This is a genomic window from Alkaliphilus crotonatoxidans, from assembly GCF_054658015.1.
Genome location: NZ_BAAHXS010000004.1, coordinates 1683886 through 1706595 on the forward strand (window position 1 = coordinate 1683886; position 22710 = coordinate 1706595).

Below are 22710 nucleotides of genomic sequence, written 5' to 3' on the forward strand. Positions count from 1 at the left end.
AGTAAACGCAAGGTCCATCTGGTTCTTCCCTAAGGAGGTTCAGAACAGGCAAGTGCTATGATTTTGGCTTCTATATCTCCTGTAACCTTACGCCGTACAGGAGGAGTTTGGCGGACTTTACGGTAGACAGTAGCTTCAAGTCCTTCCTCAGCAATTTTTTGCTGGCATTGTAGATAGTTACTGTAGTTGTATGAAGCAGTCTGGCTATCTAATCCTGCTGTTGTACAGCACCATGGTTTTCGTCCAGATTTAACAGTATATTAGCACGTTTAATAGTTTCAGCTGAGTGTTTGCCACGCTTTGTGATTTCTTCAAGCTCACTTCGTTGCTCTTGACTCAAGAACACCTTATATTTCTTGGTTTTCATAATAATTCACCATCACAATGTTTAATAGACGCAAAGTACTAGAAGGAGTAAAGAGAAGTGCAGACAATTACTCAAATTGCTTATACTTTAGAGAATTCCACAGAAAGATTTTGCTAATTTATTCTTTTTTGACTTCAATAATAAAAAGGATTTCCAAGAAATATGAAGAAAATATAACAATATACAAATAATTCACTTTATTGTAATTTTGTAATTTATTACAATATCTGATATTAGTAAAGACTATTTTCAAATATGAATGCCTATAATAATTTTTGTTTATATTTTTCATTGAAGAATTTTTGGGTTAAAAGCTTAGGAGGAGTTAAATGTATAACATAATAATATACAGTAATGATGAAGATAAAGGTAAAGTATTACAAACAAATATCCAAGAAACTCACTTTACAATTAAACTGTATATGGTAACAAAGATAAAAGATGTAATTGATTTATTGGAGCATGTTAAGATTGATATTGTTGTAATTGATATTGGTACAATTCAAGTAAATAATTTTGAAATATTAAAACTTATATCCAAGCTCTATCATTTTGTTCAAAGTATACTTATAACTACACTTATAGAAGATAATATAGAATATTCTCTAATTGAAATATACAATTATCTATTCAAATTCAAAGAGAGGATAGAGATAAGAAATTATAGCGATAGACTTGATTTAACATATTTGATTTCGGTTAAAGATAATAGTAATTCTACAATAATATTACCGCTTAAAGAAATTATATATTTTGAAAAAAATGGAAGAAAAATAATGGTTCATACAACCCAAGCGGAATATACAATGTGCAAAACTTTAAAACAATTAGAAAACCAATTGTTTGATAATTTCTACAGAGTACATCAATCTTTTATAATAAACCTTGATCATATTAAAAGAATAACTGAATTTGTTAATAGATCTTATGTTATCGAATTTCATAATACAGACAAAACTGCCTACATGAGTAGATATAAATTTGAGAAATTGAATAAAAATTTGATTATATAACTATAACTAAATTTAGTAAAATACAGATTAAGAAAATATATAGAATGTAATATAAGAAACACTTTTTTTTCTAAATATTTTTAACAAAATTTGTCGTAGTAAAGTATATTTGATCTGCTATACACAGTAGTACTATAAAATAAACGTGGTGTTTGTATAAAAGCATGGACACGAAAAGTAGGATATAATATTTATATCTGAAAGGAAGTGTCGATATGAAACAAAATGGTAAACGATATGATGATAATTTTAAAAGAATGCTAGTTGATCTTTACAATACTACTAATCATACTTTCAAGAGTCTCGAAAGCGAATATGGCGTAACAGCTACAACGATACAAAGATGGGTTAAAATCTAACCCCTACTGATCCTACCGATGAAAATTCTCTAAGTCCTCGTGAAATTGCTGAACTAAAGAAGAAAATTGCACAGATAGAGAGGAAAATGAAATCTTAAAAAAGGCTATGGCCATATTAGCGAAAAAATAGATAAAAGTAGCATCTTCGAGACAATAAACATTATATCTAGCAAATATCCTATAAAATCAGTCTATGAAACCTTAGGTATTCCTCGTAGTTTTTATTACGATTTTCAAAAGCCTATAGAATCTCCTAGAATCATTGAAAACAAACTAATTAAAGAGCATATCCTTCGAATCTCAAGGCCATACGAAATAGGTTAAATTCTATTAGAGTTATGAAGCATATGGGTCTCTTTGACGTGAAGTTCAGACCCAAAAATCAAATTCTAATGATGATTTGGGGTATGGTTATGATTCATGAATAATTCAGGTTAAGTTCTCTTTACGATACAATTACAATAAATTTTTATAAGATTATTTTGGGATTTCTTTAAGTTTATCTGAATATAAATAACCTTCTAATGAAAACAATGGATAAAATATGCTTTTTTTGAATTAATACATAATTATGGTTAAAAATGGCTAAATAATATTTTAATGCGGCTAAATATATTTAATTACTATATAGTTTGATAGTGATATGTTACAATATGAGAAATGGTGGCCACTATAATTAAATTTTAAAAAATGCAATATAAGGAGGTAATCAAATGAAAAAAATATTATCAATGGTTATTATCTTTGGAATGTTGTTGTGTAGTATTCTGGCCAATACTGTAGTTTTTGCAGAAGAAGGTAGCGTAATCAATAAAAATCAAGATATAGAAAGTTTGCATGATTTAAAATGGATGAAATTCCAGATAAATTAAGACTAAGACTGGAGAGAAGGATCCGGGAAATAGACAAATATTTAGAAGAACTTAGTGAGGCTAAGGTTAGAGTTGAAATCATGGAACAGAAGAAAATTAATGACGCTTATTCTGCGCATAATGAGGCTATTTTAAAAAATGCAAAAGATAGATACCTCTATTTAGATAATCATTCTTATGAAATTGCAGGAATAATAAAGATGGAGGAGAATGGACATGACGATTTAATTAGTATTTCTTCTAGTGAATTTGATGTAACTACTGACAAACCTTCTGTCTATTATGAACCAGATATGGGAATGTATGTAATGCTAGGAGGATGGAAATGGAATAAAATGTACCCTGATTCTACAGTGGGTGGTCCAGATGGTTTTGGCTTAAGAAATGAACATGAGAGAATAACAGTTATAGAAATGGGATTACGTACTTATGATGAAAGAGGAACTGTATATTACCACTCAGATTTCTCACCCGAGACTTCAGCTTATGGAGTAGGAATGAGATTTCAAGACTCATGGATAAATTATGATGCCAGAACATATAATGCGTATAGAGGTAGTGGATGGGCATATTTTACTTTTTATGATGGATATCCTAGTGGAAAAACAGTCACTTTTAATGCAACCTATGCCCATAGTTGGAAAAGCACTTCATTGACTGGATTTTCCATAGGTAAAAGTTCTTTTGGACTTTCATGGTCATCTTCAAAAGATAGATGGGACAGACCTAATTATAATAGTATTAAATTCTAAAAAGAAAAACTAAATTTTTCTTGGCCTCATGATTAGGGAGTGATTATTGTGACAATAAAAAAATCTTTTATACTGTTAGCGCTGCTTTTCTTACTCAGTGGTTGTAATTATAATAAAAGGAATGATACGGCTAAGTCAATTCAAGAGGTCCTGGGAAAAGATATTAATAGAGAAAATTTAATAGAAATTGCCTCATCTGCTAGAGATATAGCAATTTACCAGGATGAACGTAAGATTCATTATTACGTTTTTCAAGATAGCGAAATCTTAATGGGCGGAGTAGTTGACATTGATAAAGTTTGGCAAGAGTATGAATTAAGCGGCAGTCCATATTATTGGAGTACAAATAGTACAACAGATAATCGAATGAGCGTAATATGGGGAGTCGTTCTTAATACAGAGCCAGGAAATATTTTCTACCAGGGAAAGCCTCTTGAATCTAACTTGATCGTGTTGGAAGAAGTCAGTTTTTACTATAAAATTTTCAATGAACCCTTGGAGCTTCCCATAGAAATTGAATATCAAAGAATTCCTTAATATGGCCATATAACCGAGAAAAACCTTCTCGGTTTTTATTTTTGTTTTTTGGATAATTCTTTTCCTTTCAGCCAAAAATAGGATTAGTCAAATATAGGGAGGGAAACAGATGAAAAAAAGAGTTTTGATATTTATCGCTGTGTTTTCACTAGTCATGGTATCCAGCCTGTACATAGAGGGAATCTACGCCCAAAATATTGGCTGGGGCTCAAGGGGGGAAGTCGTAAGGCAGGCCCAAACCAAGCTAAGGGATTGGGGTTATCTGGATGGAACGGTAGATGGCGTATATGGATATGAGACCTATCAGGCGGTTCGATTATTTCAGCAGAGGAACGGGTTAACAGTAGATGGAATAATCGGCTCTCAAACCAGAAGTGCCCTGGGCTTGCCAGGTACGGCGCCCTCCTCCTCGACCCCGGCGGGAAGTGGTGTTTCCAGAAGCGATGATGTAAACATATTGGCTAGGGCAATCCATGCCGAAGCAAAGGGCGAGCCCTATGAAGGAAAGGTAGCTGTGGGGGCTGTCATATTGAATCGGGTACGGAATGCAGCTTTTCCCAACACCATTGCAGGGGTAATTTACCAACCCTGTGCCTTCGAGCCGGTTAAACGGGGAGCTATCAACGAAACCCCTGACGATGACTCCTACCGTGCTGCAAGGGACGCCTTAAATGGATGGGATCCCACAGGTGGGGCAATCTATTTCTGGAATCCTGCCACTGCCACCAGTCAATGGATCTGGTCAAGGAAGGTTACCTTAAGGATTGGAAAACATGTTTTTGCCCATGATTAAATAGGAGGGATCAAATGAGAAGATATATATTGCCGATTATATTGGCCATTGCCCTGGTGATTACGGGGGTCTGGGGCTATTATCAATATAACGAAAGAAATGACTACCATACTTATTTAGACATACAGTTTCAAAGACAATTTTATGATTTAATAGGCCATGTAGAAAATGTTCAGGTGGATCTTGCCAAGGCCATGGTTTCGGGGTCCAATCAAGATATGGTTAAATTTCTTAATGACACCATTCAACAGAGCTATATGGCACAGGAAAAGCTAACCCAGCTTCCCTTTTATCATGGAGCCATTCGGCAGACAGAAAAATTTCTAAGTCAGTTGGGTGACTATTGTACTGCCATGGTGAATAAGACCCTGGAGGGAATTGTACTGGAGGCAGAGGAGCTTAACACGCTTCAAGAGCTCCACAGCTATGCTAACTTTTTATCCCAGGAGCTGGTTGGATTACAGCAAGAGGTGGTAAAGGGCGGTGTAAACTTTGGAGACCTGCGACGGGAAGGCAATGAAAATTTAGAGCTTGTAAATGATAAAATGAAGGATCTTAATTTAATTAATATTGAAGAAAGAATGCAGGATTACCCGGAGCTGATCTACGATGGCCCCTTTTCAGAGCATATAAAGGATATTCAGGCTAAGCTGGAGGGAGAGCCTATCGATGAAAGGAAAGCCATACAAATACTAGAATCAGAGTTCAAGGATCAAGGCATTTCAAATGCAAGGGTAGTGGGAAAAATAGAAAATTCCAATATTAACGGCTATTATTTAAAGGCTGATAAAAATGGAAGCAATAATGGTCAGGAGGTTTCGGCGGCCATCAGCCAAATCGGTGGAAAGGTGATCTGGTACTTGAATCCCCGGGCCATAGGTGAAAGCAAATTAAGCAAGGAAGAAGCCTTTGATCGGGCTCAGAAATTTTTAGCGAATAAGGGCTACGAATCTATGACTCCTACCTATTCCATGGCAGCTGAAGGGGAAATCGTAATTAATTTTGCCTATGAAGAGGATGATGTTATTATCTACACCGACCTGATCAAGGTAAAGGTGGCCTTAGACAATGGCGAAATCATAGGCTTTGAAAGTGAGGGCTTTCTAATCAATCATCATGAACGAGAGATCCCAGCGCCTAAAATATCGGAGGAGGCGGCCAGAGAAAGACTTTCCTCCGGGGTTAAGCTAGAAAACAGCAGACTGGCTATTATTCCCATTGCAGGAAGAAAGGAATCGCTGTGCTATGAGTTTAAGGTTAAGTTCGGAGAAGATGATTATTTAATCTATATTGATGCGGCCGATGGGCAGCAAAGGGCTGTATTATTGATGATTGAACAGGAGGATGGAACCCTGGTAATCTAATATAAAGTTAAAGTTAAACAACAACCTTAAGAAGCCAATGGCTAGTTTTCAGTCGTTGGCTTCTTGATGTTGAGCCTCAGCATGAAGATACAGGGCAGATGGTACCAAAACCAGACTTAAGAATAAAAATAATATAAGAGAAAGGAAAGGGGGAAAAAAATGAGTTGGATCGAAAGGCTATCTAATGGTGTTTCGGAAACTGCAAAGAACATTGGAAAAAGGTCTACGGAAGTGGTAGAAATCAGTAAATTGAGTATGAGTATTAGAAGAAAGGAAGAAGAGATCTCGAAGCGATTTGAGGAAATGGGTCAATATATTTACGGAAGACTGAAAAAGCTAAACCTTGTTACAAGGGATGAACTATATGAAATGCTTAGAGAGGTTGAGGCTTTAGAGGAAGAAATTCGTACCTACGAGCGGCTTATTTTGAGTATTAGAAACATTGCCTACTGCGACCATTGCCAGATTGAGCTGGAGGAAGATGCACGGTATTGCCCCCTGTGTGGCCGTTCCGTCAGCAAAGGCATGAATTAAAAAAAACTATATTTTGTGCGAATCGTCACATACCAGCCAATGATTAATCAGGTAAAATAGGTTTAGAATAAAAACAAAAGGAGAGGATTAATCATGGCAATCAGAGAAATTATTGAAATAGACGAATCAAAGTGTAATGGATGTGGTCTTTGTGTACCCAATTGTGCAGAAGGGGCCATTCAAATTGTTAATGGAAAGGCAAAGCTAATTAATGATATATACTGTGACGGATTAGGGGCCTGTCTGGGTCACTGTCCCGAGGGAGCCTTAAAAATAGTAAAAAGAGATGCCGGGGAATTTGATGAAGAAGCAGTGGTGGCTCTGCTGGCAAGCCAAGGTAGAACCCTGGAGGGCCACAGTGTAGCCCCAAGTAAGCCAAATGTAGTGAAGCATCAGCACCATCCCCAGCCAGTCCATGGTCATGGCCATGGAGGCGGATGCCCCGGCAGCAGAATGATGACCTTTAATGACGAGCCGGTCAATACAACAGCTACAGCAGTGGGAAATAATGATATTGAAATCAAAATTAAATCTCAATTAAAGCAATGGCCCGTTCAGCTAAAGCTGGTGCCTGTCAATGCACCCTATTTTGAAAATGCCGATCTGCTGGTAACAGCAGACTGTGTACCCTTTGCTTATCCAAACTACCATTTAGACCTGTTAAAGGGAAAAGCAGTGGTGGTTGGATGCCCGAAGCTGGATGATATCGCATTTTATACCGATAAACTAACTGAAATGTTTAAGGCTAATCGTTTTAAATCAATTACAGTAGCCTATATGGAGGTTCCCTGTTGTATGGGAATTGTCATGGCTGTCGATCAAGCAATAAAAAATGCCCAGGTGGATGTAACTGTTAATAAGGTTAAAATTGGGCTGCAGGGACAAAGAATTTAAGGTTGAATAATAAGAGAATCCCTTCATTGGAAGGGATTCTTTTATTTTACCGTACTCTTTTGAAATTGAAATTCCTTTGAGGCCTTGAAATTCACCTTGAGTCCCCTGCCTAAAAGACTATCCTTATATTCCCGTTCATAGCTGCATTTATCAAAGGATATCTGGCAAAGCAGCTTGTGTTTGCAAGTGTTGCAGGCTAATTTTTGGAGCTTGGGAAGCTGCTTTTTAGAGAGCTTAATAAGACGAATTTCTTCCTTCTTATTTTGAAGGGTCTCTGTAATATAGGGATTAACAGCCTTAAAATAATGCCTGCAAATCAATCCCAGGGCCCTTCGGCGATCCCTGGGGCGAATCAGTTCCACAGTAAATTCATTACTTTTAATATGGCCCTTGATTGCAGGCTTGTCTATGGAAACCGATAGGGTGCTGTAGGGAATATCTAAATATTCCATTTTAGGGGTAATCCTTCCCACCAGCTTAATTTGATACAGATCATTCAAATTATAGGTCTCTTCATAGGAAATTTCAAAATAGCGATAAAAGGGCCGTAATCGATAGAGCCAAAGGCCCCCTATGACCAATCCTACAGCCGAAAATAAGTACAAATAGGGTAAAGCACCGTTCCATTCCATGGCGTCAACCTCCTAAATCTATTGTAACATAACGATCTTTAGGTGATTACTGGTGAATTTTAGATGGGAAAAATTGTTTTATATTAAATTTCACAATGATCTAAGGGAGGAATTTTTGCTTTAATCGTTAATAATATATATATAAAGAATTATATATCATAGCCAATGGCCGAGTCGACCACCCAAAGGGGTTTATTGTAAGGAGGAAATTATGAAAAGAGCGATTACCTTTGACTATTCAAAAACTGCAGGTTTTGTTGAAAAACATGAGCTGGAATATATGACACCACTGGTAAGGGCGGCCCATGAATTACTGCACCAAAAAAGTGGACCGGGCAATGATTTTTTAGGCTGGTTAGAGCTGCCCAATGAAATTGATCTCGAGCTTCTGGAAAGAATTAAAGCCACAGCCCGCCGGGTACAAGCACAATCGGATGTTTTTATTGTTATAGGGATCGGCGGCTCCTATCTAGGGGCAAGGGCTGCCATTGAAATGCTTAAGCATCAATTCTATAATCAATTGCCAAGGGGAAAAAGAAAAGCCCCTCAAATCTATTTTGCTGGTCATCATATCAGCAGTACCTATATGAAGCAGCTTTTAGAGATAATAGAAGATCAAGAGGTTACCATTAATGTCATCTCAAAATCGGGTACTACTACAGAGCCTGCCATAGCCTTTCGAGTGTTAAAGGAGTTTATGGAAAAAAAATATGGCAAAGAGGAAGCCCGTAAAAGAATTATAGCCACAACCGATGCCCAAAGGGGAGCCCTTAAGACCCTGGCTGACGAAGAAGGCTATGAAAGCTTTGTCATACCAGATGATGTAGGGGGTCGTTATTCGGTATTAACTCCCGTTGGCCTTTTACCCATAGCCGTTGCAGATATTGATATTCTAGAGCTGCTGCAGGGGGCAAAGGATGCCTGTCAAGCCTATCGGGAGCCCGATTTATTAAAGAATCCCTGCTATCAATATGCAGCCATTAGAAATATTCTATATAATAAGGGAAAAACCGTAGAAATGATGGTGAATTATGAGCCAGCCCTTTATTATATGGGGGAATGGTGGAAGCAGCTCTATGGCGAGAGCGATGGTAAGGATCAAAAAGGTGTTTTTCCTGCCTCCGCCAGCTTTTCAACCGATTTGCATTCAATGGGGCAATACATACAGCAGGGTCTAAGGATTCTGTTTGAAACTGTAATTCATGTAGAAAAGAGTACGGAAAATATCGAATTAAAGGCTGAGTCAAAGGACCTTGACGGTTTAAATTACCTGGCGGGAAAGACAATGGACTATGTGAACAAGCGTGCCTTTGAAGGCACCCTGTTGGCCCATCAGGATGGCGGTGTACCTAATTTGGTAATTGAAATTCCAGAAATTAGCCCCTATTATTTTGGATACCTGGTCTATTTCTTTGAAAAGGCCTGTGGTATTGGCGGTTATTTATTGGGGGTAAATCCCTTTGACCAACCGGGGGTAGAGGCATATAAGCGAAACATGTTTGCCCTTTTAGGAAAGCCGGGCTATGAGCTGGAAAGGGAAAGGCTGCTTCAGCGACTAAAATAGATGAATTAGGCCAATAATATTTCAGAGAATGAGCTACCGAAATGGTAGCTCATATTCATTCTTTGTGCTAATATATTAATATTAAATTTATCGAAAGAATGGTGGGAACAATGAACAAAGAACAAGTCCAACTGCCAATTGGCGTGTTTGATTCAGGTGTAGGGGGCATCAGTGTGCTGGCAGAGCTGATTCGTCGGCTGCCCAATGAAGGTTATCTTTATTACGGCGATTCAGGTAATGCCCCCTATGGAATTAAGCCTACTGAGGTCATTAAAGAAAGATCCGTAGAAATTGCAGATCTGCTGATTAAGCAAGGTATAAAGGCCCTGGTGGTGGCATGTAATACAGCTACCAGTGCGGCTATTGAGGTGCTAAGGCAACGGTTTGCTATCCCCATTATTGGCATGGAGCCCGCCCTGAAGCCGGCCACAGAATGTCATGGGGGTGGAACCATTTTCGTCATGGCGACGCCGGTCACCCTTAAGGAGAAAAAATTTGATATATTAATCAACCAGGTAAACCGACAATGTATTACCAGGTTACCCTGCCCGGGGCTTGTGGAAATCATTGAAGCCCAAGGGGCCAGAGGGTCCGCTCTGGAAGCCTATCTGGAAAAGAAGTTTAACGAATACAGGATAACGGCCGCAGATACCATTGTATTGGGCTGTACTCACTATATATTTATTCAGGAAACCATAAAAAAATTGCTGGGAGATCAGATCAAGCTAATTGATGGAAACCATGGTACCGTAAAGCAGGTGGAGCGGTTGCTGAGGAAGGGCAACTTAATTCAGCCTCAGGAACAAGGTACTACCAAGGTTACAATGTATAATTCTTCTGGGCAGCAGGATCTCTTGAATTTAAGTAAAGAGCTTTTAATGCAAAGATTGTCTGAATTTCATTTCAGTGGGAAGTTGGAACTGAGCTTAAAAAGAGATTTAGATATCGCTGTAGATAATATTGTTTAGGCAGCTCAATAAGGGGGAGTAAATTTGAAATCCGATAAAAAAACGAAAATAATCGTTTTACTAATGATCCTGTCCTCGGTCTTCTGGGCCGGGGCCTTTATAGGGGGAAAAATAGCAGGTGAAGAATTTCCGCCCTTTTCCTTAACCTTTTTACGGTTTTTCTTTGCTTCAATATTGATGTTTGCCATTATGGTTAAATATGAAAAGAAGAATTGGCAGCTCAAGAGAGAAGATTACCCTGTCATGCTTTTTTTGGGAATCGTTGGGATGGTGGGGTACCATGTCTTGTTTTTTAAGGCCCTGCAATATACTACCGCTGTAAATGCTTCAATGATTGCTGCCATTAACCCCCTTTTAACCACGCTATTATCATCGTTTCTCTTAAAAGAGAAGCTGGGCCTTAAAAGAATCGGAGCTATTCTGATTGCCCTGATGGGGGTATTACTAACCATCAGCCGGGGGAATCCAAGGGTAATACTGGAGTTTACTGTTAATCAGGGAGATTTGCTAATGCTGGTGGCGGTTGTCTGTTGGGTTCTGTATTCTGTTGTTAGTCGCAGGGTAATGAGCAAGTATTCTCCTTTAATACTAACCAACTACAGCTTTCTTCTTTGCTGGATTTTTACGCTGCCCTTTGCCCTTTTGGAAAAACCCCTGGAATACCTGCCAAATACCAGTCTCCTGGGCTGGGGCGGTGTATTTTATATGGCCATTTTTCCTTCGACCATTGGATATTTGATACAGCAAATATCCATTAAAGAGCTTGGTGCCAGTAAAACAGCCATATTTATTAACCTTGTACCGGTCTTTTCCATGCTCCTTTCAGTGATAATATTAAAAGAGAGGGTGACCCTGTTAACCCTGCTAAGTGGCGGGCTCATTATCTTTGGCGTCTATTTGACCACAAAAATTAGAGAGCCCAAGGTATCCTTGCCCCTGAAGGGAGAGATTACGCAGCAGGAAGGCATGTAAATTTAGGATAGATCAAATACCGTCGATTTATGGTATAATACCCCTAGAAGGAAGGTGTAGCCATGATTATTATTGAAATGATACTGGCCTTAATTAATAAACTGGGAATCATTATTATACTGGCGGTTATTGTATCTAAAATCGGTATATTTCGTAAGCTGATTACCAAGAAGGATGTAGGGGTCAGGGAAAAAATTGTGCTGGCACTCTTCTTTGGCTTGGTAGGAATTATGGGTACCTATTCCAGTGTACCCATCTACGGTGCCCTGGCCAACACCCGTGTCGTGGGGGTTATGGTGGGGGCCTTACTGGGAGGTCCCCTGGTGGGGCTGCTTTCCGGGATCATAGCAGGGGGGCATCGCTATTTAATTGACATCGGAGGCTTCACTGCCTTTGCCTGTGCTGTTTCCACCATTGTAGAAGGTCTTATTGGCGGCTATGGCTATTATTATATTAAAAATAAACGAGGTAAATGGCAATATGCCTTTTTTATCGGAGTTTTTGCAGAAATCGTTCAAATGGTGATCATCCTCCTCCTTGTCAGACCCTTCTGGGATGCCCTGGAGCTGGTGAAGATCATTCTATTGCCCATGGTGCTGGTAAATTCCCTGGGAATTTCAATCTTTATCGGAATTATTGAGAATATTTATACCGAATACGAACGAATTGCTGCAAGTCAGGCAGAAAAGGCATTAAAAATTGCCAATCTAACACTGCCTTATTTGAGAAAGGGCTTGAACTACAGTGTAGCTCAGAAGGTTGTGGAAATAATATATGCATCAGTCGATGTGGCTGCGGTGGCCATTACCGATGATAAAGAAATTTTAGCCCACAAGGGGATTGGCGAAGACCATCATGCTATAGGAGCCCTGGTTCAAACCGAGGTGACGAAGGATGTTATTCAAAAGGGGAAATTTAAAATTATTGAAAATCAAAAAGATATTCAATGCAATCGAAGGGATTGTCAGTTAAAATCAGCTATCATCGTTCCCCTGAAGGATCGTGAACAGGTGGTTGGAACCCTGAAGCTGTACAAAAAGGATGAAAACAGCATTACCTCAGTAGATATAGAGCTGGCCCTGGGGCTGGCCCAGCTATTTTCCACCCAGATTGAGCTAAGTAAGCTGGATTATCAAAAAAAATTATTAATTGAATCAGAGTTGAAAACCCTGCAGGCCCAAATTAATCCTCATTTTCTTTTTAATGCCATCAATACCATTGTGTCATTTATGCAGTTCGATACCATTAAGGCAAAAAATTTGCTGATTTCCCTTGCGGACCTCTTTAGAAAAAGCCTAAAAAGTAATCAGGATATGGTAGATATTGAAACAGAGCTGGCCCATATTGCCTCCTATCTGGAAATAGAAAAGGCCCGGTTTGGAGATAGGCTCAAGGTAGCTTATGAATTAGACGAAACCATTACCTGTAAGCTTCCTCCCTTAATACTCCAGCCTATTGTTGAAAATGCAGTGATACATGGTATCCTTCCTAAAAAAAATGGAGGGTCTGTCACCATTCGCTCCAGAAAACAGGTGGATGATGTGCTTTTAGAGGTAATTGACGATGGAGTCGGAATTGAAACAGAAAAGGTTAAAGCCCTTTTAAAGGGCCGAGGAGACGACAAATCTGTAGGGCTGACCAATGTAAATAGACGACTGGTGAACCTATATGGAAAGGATTATCAGCTGGCTGTAGAAAGCATGATTAATGGTGGTACCAGTGTGAAAATTAGAATACCAAGTATTATCTCTAGGGGGTAGGCAGATGGGCTATTCAGTAGTAATTATTGATGATGAGATGCCGGCAAGATTAAATTTAAAAAATCTACTGGGTCAGTACCAGGATTTTACTATAGTAGGGGAAGCTTCAAATGGTGAAGATGCCCTGGAGCTTTGCAGAGAAAAACTGCCTGATATTGTACTATTGGATATACAGCTTCAGGACATGACTGGCTTTGAAATTGCAGCGGGATTGATAAAATTAAGGAAACCACCTAAAATTGTCTTTGTTACGGCCTATAATGAATATGCCATCGATGCCTTTGAATTTTCAGCCATTGATTATTTGCTCAAGCCAGTGGATGAAGGACGTTTTCAAAAAACCCTTCAAAAGCTGAGGGAGGAATTAAAAAATAGCCCCCAGCATACCTTAAGCTCAGTTCATCAATTGCTGGAGCGGCATCTGCAGTTGGAGCATAACAATCGAAAAATTACCCTTGAGAAGGATGGAAAGCTATTTGTTCTTTGCTTAAAGGATATTATTTATATTGAAACAGAGGAGCGTAATACCAAGGTGGTTAGTAAACGGGGCGAATATATAACCACCACCTCCATGACAGAATGGGAGGAACGGTTAGAGGCCCTGGGGTTTTTCAGGCCCCATCGTAGCTACTTGATTAATCTTGATGAAATCGATGAAATTGTACTTTGGTTTAATAATAGCCTACAGGTAAAAATGAGGGGTGTTGATAATCACCATATACCCATCAGCAGAAACAAGCTGAAGGAATTTAAAGAGCTGGTTGGTTTAGAAAATTAACCAGAATGACAAACTTAAAACAAAACATACTACAATCAAAACATTTCAAGCAGTAATTTCGACATTTCATGATGATTTTGAAAACGCTTACCTTATCTCCCTATATAATAAAGATGACCGCTATTATCTTATTATAGGGAGGTTTTTTATATGGGTTTATTTTTAATCTCTGTTGTCGTCCTGGTAGTGGGCTACTTAGTTTATGGAAAATTTGTCGAAAAAATCTTTGGAATCAGAGAAGAGAGACAAACTCCAGCCCATGCCATGAAAGATGGTGTTGATTATGTACCGATGCCCTGGCACAAGATATTCTTAATTCAATTTCTTAATATTGCAGGGCTAGGGCCAATCTATGGTGCCATTGCCGGTGCCCTTTGGGGGCCCAAGGCATTTTTCTGGATTGTCTTCGGTAGTATCTTTGCCGGTGGGGTACATGACTATTTTTCAGGTATGCTTTCCATTAGAAACAATGGTGATAGTGTTTCTGAAATCGTTGGTAAATATTTAGGAAATGGTGCTAAACAATTTATGCGGGTTTTCTCTGTGGTATTGCTGGTACTGGTAGGAACCGTATTTATGACAGGCCCAGCCAGGTTATTGGCCAACTTAAATTTCTTAGGGCTAGAAAACTATCAGATTTGGTTGGGAATCGTTTTAGTTTATTATTTCTTGGCAACCATTTTACCAGTAGATAAAATCATTGGTAAGGTTTATCCCCTTTTTGGTGCTTCCTTATTAGTTATGGCCGTTGGAATTGGTGTAATGCTAGTGGCGAAAGGATATCAACTGCCTGCCCTGGGAGTGGAAAACATTCATCCCGACAATCTGCCCATCTGGCCCTTATTGTTTATCACCATAGCCTGTGGTGCCATCAGTGGATTCCATGCAACCCAATCACCCTTAATGGCAAGATGTGTTGAGAATGAGAAATATGGAAGACCGATCTTCTATGGGTCAATGATTGCAGAAGGAATTATCGCTTTAATTTGGGCTGCCGCGGCAATGAGTTTTTATCATGGTACTGAAGGACTGGCAGCGGTAAATGGCGCCGGTGGACCAGGAGCCGTGGTACATGAAATTTCAACTGCTTTATTAGGTGGCTTTGGTGGGCTGTTGGCAATGCTTGGTGTAATTGCCTGTCCCATTACCTCTGGTGATACTGCCTTTAGAAGTGCTCGATTGGTCATTGCAGACTTTATGAAGTCAAATCAAACTAAAATTGGTAAGCGTTTAACCATTGCATTACCTCTCTTTGCCGTTGGATTCGGCTTAAGCCTCATTGATTTCAACATTATTTGGCGATATTTTGCCTGGTCTAATCAAACCCTGGCAACCTTAATGCTTTGGGCTTCAGCCATGTATTTGGTGCAGACAAAGAAATTCCATTGGATTGCCACCATTCCGGCGGTATTCATGACAGCCGTCATTACCACCTATATTCTGCAGGCGCCCGAAGGCTTTAAGCTTTCCACATCCATCTCTTACCCGGTGGGAATAGTTACGGCAGTTGTCGTATTTGGTTTCTTCCTGTACAAGGTGAAGGGCTACAAGGATAAAGAAGCGATTATTGAGGCTTAATATACAAACAAGAGAGAATCAGAAGCTAATGGAGGTTCCCCAGGGGAATCTCCATTTTTTAAGTCAGTTAATCCCATTTATGAAATCAATCCGGCCAGATTCTTGATGGGCAAGATCAGTACCCCCTGAATAAAATATTGACTTTATACAAGTTATGTTATATTATAAATAATAATTGAATATTCTAAAAATAATCACTTGTTTAATTAGATACCAATGGTATTATCGTTAACAAGGCCAGATAAATAGCACTTATTTATTTGGCCTTTTTTTTGTAAAGACCTGGGATAAGGCATACAGCTATTATTTTTGATCTAACATGATCAAATCAATATATAAAAGGGGGTTAATTTATGATTACCAATGGTTTTACCTACCTGGCTTTTTTGGTTTTTTTCGCCGCTATGGTGGTGTGGGCAGAAAAAAAGTCAACGGGGAAATTTTTTAAGTATGTACCGGCTGTTGTGGTTATTTATTTTGGAGCGATGCTGCTTTCTACCTTCGGGCTATGGCAGAAGACCGATGATGTGAATTTATATTACAGCATTTTTAGAAGTAATTTACTTCCAGCCATGATATTTTTAATGCTATTACGATGTGACCTGAGAAAAATACTTAAGCTGGGCCCAAGGATGCTGCTGGGATTCTTTGCTGCCTCCATTAGTATCGGAATAGGCTTTATTGTTACCTATGCCATCTTTAAGGGCTTCTATGAACCAGATACGTGGAAGGCCTTTGCAGCGCTGTGCGGAAGCTGGATGGGGGGAACCGGTAATATGGTTGCTGTCCAGGGAGCCCTTAATGTGCCAGACGCTAAGTTAGGGTATGCCCTTCTAATGGATTCAATAAATTATTCAGTATGGGTTATGATATTATTGGCCTTGGTTCCCTTTGCAGGTAAATTTGCAAAATGGACTGGGGCAGATACAACCGTGATTGATCAGGTTGGAGAAGAAATAGCCAGTTCTCAGGAAAATGTCAGAACTAATATTGAATTTGCCGACTTAATATTCCTTGTGGGAACCAGTATATTTGTTGCGGCCATGGCAACCTTTCTGGCCGGTAAGCTTCCCCAGTCAGATTTTCTCTCTGCTTCGACCTGGACAGTGATATTGGTAACCATTACAGGAATTTTAGGAGCCATGACTCCTTTGGCTAAGATTCCCGGCTCATCTCAAATATCCAATACGATGCTGTATATTATCGTAGCCTTAATCGCTTCAAGGGCTAATTTTTCTGAGCTTACCCAAGCGCCATTATATATTATCTCTGGGTTTATGATTTTGGGAGTACATGCATTGGTAATTGCCTTAATCGCAAAGCTGTTTAAATTAGATTTATTTACCTGTGGTGTCGCCAGCCTGGCCAACATTGGAGGGGTGGCCTCGGCTCCGATTCTGGCTGCCTCCTACAGTGAGGCATTAATCCCCATAGGGGTTTTAATGGCGATGATGGGATATGTGGTAGGTACCGGCGGCGGATTACTGGTAGGAAAGATTTTATCTTTATTATAAAAATATGTATGGAGGGCTGGGTATGAAAAATATAAAGTATATATTGAGCTGTATATTAATTTTTATGACTCTTTTTTCAACCACCTCAGCAGGTGCTGCTGCATCCGGTGAGTACAGGCAATTTGAGTCCAATATTCCGAAGGTTACTGAAGCTATGCTATATCCTGAATTTTGGATTAAAAATACCCATGCACCAAAAAAAATCATTGCTGCACCGGATGAAATTGAAGCCTATAATTTAGAGAATATACTAAGCTGTGACCCGGTGGTGGATTTAGAAAACTACCAGCAATATTTTACCAGGGAAGAATTAATAAAAAAAATTCAAGAAATCAGCAAAAAGCCTTCTGCCAAGAGATACGATCAAAGGGGAAAGCTCATGACAGATGCTGATTACGCTATTCTACTGGAAAATTTAAATCTGGATAGTCTAGAGGACAATAATGAAATCAGCTATGGCATCGTGGTAAGAAGAACAGAGATGAGGATGTTTCCTACCTACATAAGATTGTTCAGCAGCCCGGAGGACTATGAAATTGACAGGCTGATGGAGACGGCCGTCTACCCTGCTGAACCCCTAATTATATTAGCCACAAGTAAAGATGGAAAGTGGTATTTTGCACAAATGTACAATTATCTGGCTTGGATTCCCGTTGAGGATGTGGCATTAACAACGAAGGAAACGTTATTTTCCTATGTAAATAGTGAGCCCTTTATAGTGGTGACGGGGAAAAGGGTGTACTCCAATTATAATCCATTAAATGAAAAATTATCTCAAATAGGCTTTGATATGGGGGTTAAATTGCCGCTGGCAAAGTCAGGTGAAATTCCCCAGAATATATATAAACAAAATCCCGCCGGAAACTATGTGGTGAAGGTACCCACCAGAAATGATGAAGGCAAGCTGGTCATTGATTATGCTTTAATACCTCGGCTAGAGGATGTAAGCATTGGCTATTTGCCTTATAAAAAGGAAAATATAATTAAGCAGGCCTTTAAACTGCAAGGGGAACGATACGGCTGGGGCGGAATGTTTAACGGCAGAGATTGTACGGCCTTTTTAATGGATATTTTCAGAACCATGGGGATAAAGCTGCCAAGAAACTCCTCAGAGCAGGGAAGGCTTGCGGCGGGAGTATTTCATGAAATGGAAGAGGGGATGTCTATTGAAGAAAGAGAAAAAATACTTAACAAGCTTGAACCTGGTACTGGACTTTATATGAATGGCCATGCTATGCTATATTTAGGAAAATATAAGGATGAGCACTATATCATTCATGATTTTTCAGGGTTTTACGACTATGATCATGATGGAAAACTAGTTTACTATCCTACATGGGAAGTAGCGGTAACCCCCCTGAGTATCGTGCAAAATACATCAGGAAAAACATACATGGAAGCCCTATATGGGGCTCGAGGGTTCATTTTGGAAAAATAACAAATTGTAGAATGACAATAAAGGGTGATTATATGTATGATAAAAATACGGTTTATATTATTGGGCACGGAAGAACCAGTAATGACAATGCCATAACCCACCACTTCAAGATATTTTTTATCGGCTTTGTAGTCGACGTAACTACCGATGAGATTGTTGACCTGGGCTGTGCGGCTACCGTAGACACGACACGGGAGTTCATAGCCAGTATCTTCGTCGGAAAGAAGCTGGATAAATACCATGAAGGTATTGAAGAGGAAGTAATGAGAAGATATTTCGGATCATCCCAAAAGGCAATCATCATTGCCTATAAGGATGCACTGAAAAAATATTGCGAAGTTAAGGAAAAGTATTATTAAAGCTGCTTTATTCAATCGGTATGGTTGCATACGCAGGATACCATCATGAATAAAATCCAGTAAAGAGCAATTTAGATTGTGCCTTTGCTGGATTTTTTTATATTTAAGACCTGACTGGAGGAATGACAATGAAAATCACCAATATAAGCCTTGGAAAAATATCAATACCATTAAAGAGACCCTTTAAAACTGCCCTAAGGACGGTTCATAGGGTGGAGGATGTAATTGTGAAAATTGAAACAGATACAGGTCATATTGGCTATGGGGAAGCGCCTCCCACAGGGGTGATCACAGGAGATACCACGGGGGCCATCATAGGGGCCATCGAGGAGCATATTAAAAAGCATTTAATAGGGATGGATATTGCCTGCTTTGAGGAAATCATGATTAGGCTTGACCAATCAGTCGTAAAGAATACCAGTGCCAAGGCAGCCATAGATATTGCCCTATATGATCTATTTGGTCAATTATATGGGGCCCCTGTATATAAGCTCTTGGGAGGTTTTCGAAAGGAGATCGCAACGGATATTACCATCAGCGTCAATGATCCTGAAGAAATGGCCCAGGATAGTGCGGCGGCCGTAGCTGAAGGTTACAAAACACTGAAAATCAAGGTGGGAAAGGATGCTGATACTGATATAAAGAGAATGAAGGCAATCCGGAAGGCCGTGGGCTATGATATTGACCTTAGAATTGATGCCAACCAGGGATGGAAACCCAAGGAGGCGATTTATACCCTGAGAAAAATGGAGGATGCAGGACTCAAGATAGAATTGGTAGAGCAGCCCGTTGCCGCCCATGACCTGGAAGGGCTGAAGCTGGTTACAGACAATATATCAATTCCAGTTTTGGCAGATGAGAGTGTGTTTTCACCCATGGATGCCATGAAGATTATCCAGATGAGGGCTGCGGATTTAATCAATATTAAGCTGATGAAGACCGGCGGGCTTCATCATGCCTTAAAAATATGTGCCATGGCTGAGATATATGGCGTGGAATGTATGATCGGATGTATGCTGGAAAGTAAAATCAGTGTGACTGCGGCAGTACATCTTGCTGCGGCAAAAAGTATTATTACCAAAGTTGACCTGGATGGACCAGTTTTGTGCAAGGAGGATCCCATAGAGGGTGGAGCTGTATTCCAGAAGGATAAAATAATCCTTCATGATGATCCAGGGTTTGGATTTAAAGCAGTACATGGGGTAATTTATTAATCATATAGATTTCTGAATTCTTTAAATCGCCATCCTTTAAATTTATTATAGGGTGGCCTTTTTCTTTAAATTACTAGGAAGGAGACTTCTTAAAAGTGTACTGATATGTTAATCTATGAAAATCATAAGGAGCAGATACCCTTCTGTGATAAATGCGTAAAAAACAAATTGTGGATGATACTGGAAATTTATTGCTTGAAAATATAAACGTATGTTTGATATAGTTAAACTAAACCTTTCAAACTACTCTTTTAATTAAACTTTTAGGAGGTGTTTCATGACCTTAGTTAAACCTACTGCAATGCTAATCATAATTATGACTTTTATTCTTGTATTCGCCTCAATTATTCTGGTCAACAATTATCAAAGGGTAGTTGAACACCAAAGAATAAGCAATCATTATTATAGTGAAAATGCAGTCACTTTAGAGGGTGAGTTTTACATAGACAATATTGAACAATTAGATTCAAAATTTTCAAATCGAGGCTTGGTGCTATATAAATTAGTGAATCCAGTACAGGATGTTAGGGTTGTATTCTCTTCTAATCAATTTATTCACCCGCAATTGATCGAAGGCAGGTTTTTTCAAAAAGAGGATTTTTTTGGTCAATCTAATTATGCTGTAGTGGGAAGTCAGATTTTGAATCAGCTTGAATCGGAAGAAGGTACTTATTATCTAACATATGGTAATTTAACATATGAAGTGATAGGCATCATAGGGTATGATCAAGCCAGTATGCTGGACTACACTGTTTTTCTGTCTGCAAATCTTCAAAACATCAAAATGGAAGGCTTATATATAGTGGATGGAAATAAAAAATCAGATATTCAATATTTTTTAGAAAATCAGACTATTTTAAAGGATATTATAACAATCGAAAAGGAATATGCAAATGCTCAGAGAATTTTGGGTTTAAGAAATTTTGGTAGTGTCATCTTTCTATTAATATTTTCAATGCTATCCTTTGGTTATATAGTACTAATTCTGTTTTGGATAAAGAAGAGCCATAGAGAGTTTTTTATAAGAAGGATGTGCGGGCATAGGTTTCATTTAATAATATTCAGTTTTCTTGGTAACCTGTTTAAATATAATATTTCTAGTAACATTATTTATACTGTTATTTATCACCGGATGTAATTCAATACTTCTTGTTGCTTCTTTTATCAACAAAAGGAATTTACCAATATGCGACAAGATAAGGTAGGGGGCGAGTTTTTGCGAAATTATTTGCGAATCTTCATGAATCAAAGAAAATTATCTAATTCTCTAGTATCACTTTTAGTATTGGCATTAATCGCCATCATGATTTCAACGAATTTATTGATTCAATTTACATCTAAGAATGAGCAATTTGAAAGTCTTAATAAAAGCACATATAGTTTATCAGATTCTTTATTTGGTAAAGATGAAGATGATTTTTTTAGCAGAACAGATGGTGTTCTAAAAATAAAATCTTTATATCATAAATTATTGGCTGACGAGTCCTTTGAATATGGTGTTTTAACGAAGCAGCCTATATACATTCCCGATTTAGATTTAGACATGAAGTTTTTTGAAGGCTACGGACAAAGGCCTATCGAATACTTGGTTAATAATTCATATAATTCTATACAAATCAATGCTGTGGTATTAGAACACTCAGCAATTAATCTAATAGATGGCAGAGTATTTAATGAAGATGAATACAGTTATGAAGCCGGAAAAACTCTACCTGTGTTGATCGGTTATGAGTTAAAGGAATTCTTTAAATTGAACGATAGCTTACTTATTGGGTATCTGGGAAGGCAGATACAATATGAAGTGGTTGGTTTCTTAGAAAAAGACAGCTATATTGTCGACAGAAATAGAAATACTGTATTTTTAGACAGATATTTTGTACTACCCGCAATTGACTGTGTTAATGATCCAGTAGGCGGACTAGATCATGAATTCCAAAAAAGAGTATATCTTCAAAACACCAATGGAATTATCTATTCAGACTTATCATCAATTGTTATACTGGATAAAATACAACGGTACTGTGAGGAATTAGATATTGAACCGCCGTATGTTTTAATCGGATTACCAAATGTTAGTTTTCTGGGGTTGAAAACAAAAGAAATAGTCATTATATTTGCAGCTATCAGCATATTGCTGTTAATTATATCAATTGCTGCCATCATGATTAATCTTTTGTCTAAAACCGATATGATGTTAAAGTGTTACTCGATTCATTATATATGTGGTGCTAAGAAAAAAACAATCCTTTCATTTATTCTACTTGAGGTCTTTTTGGCAATGTTAATAGGAATGATAGTTGTATATTTACTACAGTATTTATTTTATAGTAACAGTGCAACTAATTGGTATCTGGTGGCTTCAATCTTACTTGTTTTAGTTTTAATACCGATACCATCTTTGATTAAAATTTACAATATGAATATACCTGAACAAATAAGGAGATAAAA

At 38.4% G+C, this 22710-nt stretch carries 22 protein-coding genes; 20 read left to right on the forward strand and 2 right to left on the reverse strand.

Annotated features, from left to right (window positions below; translation table 11 throughout):
* Positions 1–208 precede the first annotated feature (208 nt).
* The gene (locus ACYQ1I_RS10660; protein WP_459765073.1) at positions 209–346 is read right to left on the reverse strand and encodes a hypothetical protein; all 138 of its coding nucleotides are present in this window, start codon (positions 344–346) and stop codon (positions 209–211) included.
* A 350-nt stretch (positions 347–696) separates the two neighbouring features.
* On the opposite strand from ACYQ1I_RS10660, the gene ACYQ1I_RS10665 reads away from it, so the two are divergent.
* The 8 genes from ACYQ1I_RS10665 to ACYQ1I_RS10700 all read left to right on the forward strand — a co-directional run bounded on the left by ACYQ1I_RS10665 (position 697) and on the right by ACYQ1I_RS10700 (position 7485).
* Entirely contained in the window at positions 697–1380 is a 684-nt protein-coding gene (locus ACYQ1I_RS10665) for a LytR/AlgR family response regulator transcription factor (RefSeq protein ID WP_459765074.1), read from the forward strand.
* A 1072-nt stretch (positions 1381–2452) separates the two neighbouring features.
* Positions 2453–2611 carry a hypothetical protein gene (locus tag ACYQ1I_RS10670; RefSeq protein WP_459765076.1) on the forward strand — a complete coding sequence of 53 codons (159 nt, stop codon included), beginning with the start codon at positions 2453–2455 and terminating at the stop codon, positions 2609–2611.
* Positions 2587–3363: a hypothetical protein gene (locus ACYQ1I_RS10675; RefSeq protein ID WP_459765078.1), complete on the forward strand. Its 777-nt coding sequence runs from the start codon at positions 2587–2589 to the stop codon at positions 3361–3363. The genes ACYQ1I_RS10670 and ACYQ1I_RS10675 overlap by 25 nt, the downstream gene beginning before the upstream one ends.
* Before the next feature lie 48 nt (positions 3364–3411).
* Complete coding sequence (locus tag ACYQ1I_RS10680) at positions 3412–3900, forward strand: hypothetical protein (protein WP_459765080.1); 489 nt, start codon at positions 3412–3414, stop codon at positions 3898–3900.
* 109 nt (positions 3901–4009) lie between these two features.
* Positions 4010–4693: a spore cortex-lytic enzyme gene (gene sleB / locus ACYQ1I_RS10685; protein WP_459765082.1), complete on the forward strand. Its 684-nt coding sequence runs from the start codon at positions 4010–4012 to the stop codon at positions 4691–4693.
* A 14-nt stretch (positions 4694–4707) separates the two neighbouring features.
* On the forward strand, positions 4708–6057 hold the full coding sequence (ypeB, locus tag ACYQ1I_RS10690; RefSeq protein WP_459765084.1) for a germination protein YpeB: 1350 nt from the start codon (positions 4708–4710) through the stop codon (positions 6055–6057).
* A gap of 159 nt (positions 6058–6216) precedes the next feature.
* Positions 6217–6591 carry a zinc ribbon domain-containing protein gene (locus tag ACYQ1I_RS10695; protein WP_459765086.1) on the forward strand — a complete coding sequence of 125 codons (375 nt, stop codon included), beginning with the start codon at positions 6217–6219 and terminating at the stop codon, positions 6589–6591.
* A 93-nt stretch (positions 6592–6684) separates the two neighbouring features.
* Positions 6685–7485 carry an ATP-binding protein gene (locus tag ACYQ1I_RS10700; protein WP_459765088.1) on the forward strand — a complete coding sequence of 267 codons (801 nt, stop codon included), beginning with the start codon at positions 6685–6687 and terminating at the stop codon, positions 7483–7485.
* A gap of 41 nt (positions 7486–7526) precedes the next feature.
* Here the strand turns inward: ACYQ1I_RS10700 and ACYQ1I_RS10705 are convergent, their stop codons facing one another.
* A complete protein-coding gene (locus ACYQ1I_RS10705) occupies positions 7527–8117 on the reverse strand; it encodes a hypothetical protein (protein WP_459765090.1) in 591 nt (196 codons plus the stop codon).
* A gap of 211 nt (positions 8118–8328) precedes the next feature.
* Between ACYQ1I_RS10705 and ACYQ1I_RS10710 the strand changes: the two genes are divergently transcribed.
* From ACYQ1I_RS10710 to ACYQ1I_RS10765, 12 genes are all read left to right on the forward strand, one after another.
* Complete coding sequence (locus ACYQ1I_RS10710) at positions 8329–9681, forward strand: glucose-6-phosphate isomerase (protein ID WP_459765092.1); 1353 nt, start codon at positions 8329–8331, stop codon at positions 9679–9681.
* Between the two features lie 110 nt (positions 9682–9791).
* A complete protein-coding gene (gene murI / locus ACYQ1I_RS10715; RefSeq protein WP_459765094.1) occupies positions 9792–10649 on the forward strand; it encodes a glutamate racemase in 858 nt (285 codons plus the stop codon).
* Between the two features lie 24 nt (positions 10650–10673).
* Positions 10674–11621, forward strand: coding sequence for a DMT family transporter (locus tag ACYQ1I_RS10720; protein ID WP_459765096.1), 948 nt, complete (start codon positions 10674–10676; stop codon positions 11619–11621).
* Between the two features lie 62 nt (positions 11622–11683).
* Positions 11684–13381 (forward strand): LytS/YhcK type 5TM receptor domain-containing protein, encoded by a 1698-nt coding sequence (locus ACYQ1I_RS10725; protein ID WP_459765098.1) that lies wholly within the window; start codon positions 11684–11686, stop codon positions 13379–13381.
* 4 nt (positions 13382–13385) lie between these two features.
* Positions 13386–14159, forward strand: coding sequence for a LytR/AlgR family response regulator transcription factor (locus tag ACYQ1I_RS10730; RefSeq protein ID WP_459765100.1), 774 nt, complete (start codon positions 13386–13388; stop codon positions 14157–14159).
* Positions 14160–14309: 150 nt separating this feature from the next.
* Positions 14310–15737: a carbon starvation CstA family protein gene (locus ACYQ1I_RS10735; protein ID WP_459765102.1), complete on the forward strand. Its 1428-nt coding sequence runs from the start codon at positions 14310–14312 to the stop codon at positions 15735–15737.
* Between the two features lie 353 nt (positions 15738–16090).
* The gene (locus ACYQ1I_RS10740) at positions 16091–17251 is read left to right on the forward strand and encodes a DUF819 family protein (RefSeq protein ID WP_459765104.1); all 1161 of its coding nucleotides are present in this window, start codon (positions 16091–16093) and stop codon (positions 17249–17251) included.
* Between the two features lie 22 nt (positions 17252–17273).
* Positions 17274–18689 carry a C40 family peptidase gene (locus ACYQ1I_RS10745; protein WP_459765106.1) on the forward strand — a complete coding sequence of 472 codons (1416 nt, stop codon included), beginning with the start codon at positions 17274–17276 and terminating at the stop codon, positions 18687–18689.
* 32 nt (positions 18690–18721) lie between these two features.
* Positions 18722–19048: a DUF3870 domain-containing protein gene (locus ACYQ1I_RS10750; protein WP_459765108.1), complete on the forward strand. Its 327-nt coding sequence runs from the start codon at positions 18722–18724 to the stop codon at positions 19046–19048.
* A gap of 128 nt (positions 19049–19176) precedes the next feature.
* Positions 19177–20262 carry a dipeptide epimerase gene (locus ACYQ1I_RS10755; protein ID WP_459765110.1) on the forward strand — a complete coding sequence of 362 codons (1086 nt, stop codon included), beginning with the start codon at positions 19177–19179 and terminating at the stop codon, positions 20260–20262.
* Between the two features lie 277 nt (positions 20263–20539).
* Complete coding sequence (locus tag ACYQ1I_RS10760; protein WP_459765112.1) at positions 20540–21400, forward strand: ABC transporter permease; 861 nt, start codon at positions 20540–20542, stop codon at positions 21398–21400.
* 102 nt (positions 21401–21502) lie between these two features.
* Complete coding sequence (locus tag ACYQ1I_RS10765) at positions 21503–22708, forward strand: hypothetical protein (RefSeq protein ID WP_459765114.1); 1206 nt, start codon at positions 21503–21505, stop codon at positions 22706–22708.
* The last annotated feature ends 2 nt before the right edge of the window (positions 22709–22710 follow it).

Bases quoted from the DNA above. Each gene is read 5' to 3' on its own strand.
- ACYQ1I_RS10670 (WP_459765076.1), top strand. From the start codon at position 2,453: ATGAAAAAAATATTATCAATGGTTATTATCTTTGGAATGTTGTTGTGT.
- ACYQ1I_RS10710 (WP_459765092.1), top strand. From the start codon at position 8,329: ATGAAAAGAGCGATTACCTTTGACTATTCAAAAACTGCAGGTTTTGTT.
- ACYQ1I_RS10725 (WP_459765098.1), top strand. From the start codon at position 11,684: ATGATTATTATTGAAATGATACTGGCCTTAATTAATAAACTGGGAATC.
- ACYQ1I_RS10665 (WP_459765074.1), top strand. From the start codon at position 697: ATGTATAACATAATAATATACAGTAATGATGAAGATAAAGGTAAAGTA.
- ACYQ1I_RS10745 (WP_459765106.1), top strand. From the start codon at position 17,274: ATGAAAAATATAAAGTATATATTGAGCTGTATATTAATTTTTATGACT.
- sleB (WP_459765082.1), top strand. From the start codon at position 4,010: ATGAAAAAAAGAGTTTTGATATTTATCGCTGTGTTTTCACTAGTCATG.
- ACYQ1I_RS10700 (WP_459765088.1), top strand. From the start codon at position 6,685: ATGGCAATCAGAGAAATTATTGAAATAGACGAATCAAAGTGTAATGGA.
- murI (WP_459765094.1), top strand. From the start codon at position 9,792: ATGAACAAAGAACAAGTCCAACTGCCAATTGGCGTGTTTGATTCAGGT.
- ACYQ1I_RS10675 (WP_459765078.1), top strand. From the start codon at position 2,587: ATGGATGAAATTCCAGATAAATTAAGACTAAGACTGGAGAGAAGGATC.
- ACYQ1I_RS10760 (WP_459765112.1), top strand. From the start codon at position 20,540: ATGACCTTAGTTAAACCTACTGCAATGCTAATCATAATTATGACTTTT.
- ACYQ1I_RS10695 (WP_459765086.1), top strand. From the start codon at position 6,217: ATGAGTTGGATCGAAAGGCTATCTAATGGTGTTTCGGAAACTGCAAAG.
- ACYQ1I_RS10755 (WP_459765110.1), top strand. From the start codon at position 19,177: ATGAAAATCACCAATATAAGCCTTGGAAAAATATCAATACCATTAAAG.
- ACYQ1I_RS10750 (WP_459765108.1), top strand. From the start codon at position 18,722: ATGTATGATAAAAATACGGTTTATATTATTGGGCACGGAAGAACCAGT.
- ACYQ1I_RS10730 (WP_459765100.1), top strand. From the start codon at position 13,386: ATGGGCTATTCAGTAGTAATTATTGATGATGAGATGCCGGCAAGATTA.
- ypeB (WP_459765084.1), top strand. From the start codon at position 4,708: ATGAGAAGATATATATTGCCGATTATATTGGCCATTGCCCTGGTGATT.
- ACYQ1I_RS10735 (WP_459765102.1), top strand. From the start codon at position 14,310: ATGGGTTTATTTTTAATCTCTGTTGTCGTCCTGGTAGTGGGCTACTTA.
- ACYQ1I_RS10765 (WP_459765114.1), top strand. From the start codon at position 21,503: ATGAATCAAAGAAAATTATCTAATTCTCTAGTATCACTTTTAGTATTG.
- ACYQ1I_RS10740 (WP_459765104.1), top strand. From the start codon at position 16,091: ATGATTACCAATGGTTTTACCTACCTGGCTTTTTTGGTTTTTTTCGCC.
- ACYQ1I_RS10705 (WP_459765090.1), bottom strand. From the start codon at position 8,117: ATGGAATGGAACGGTGCTTTACCCTATTTGTACTTATTTTCGGCTGTA.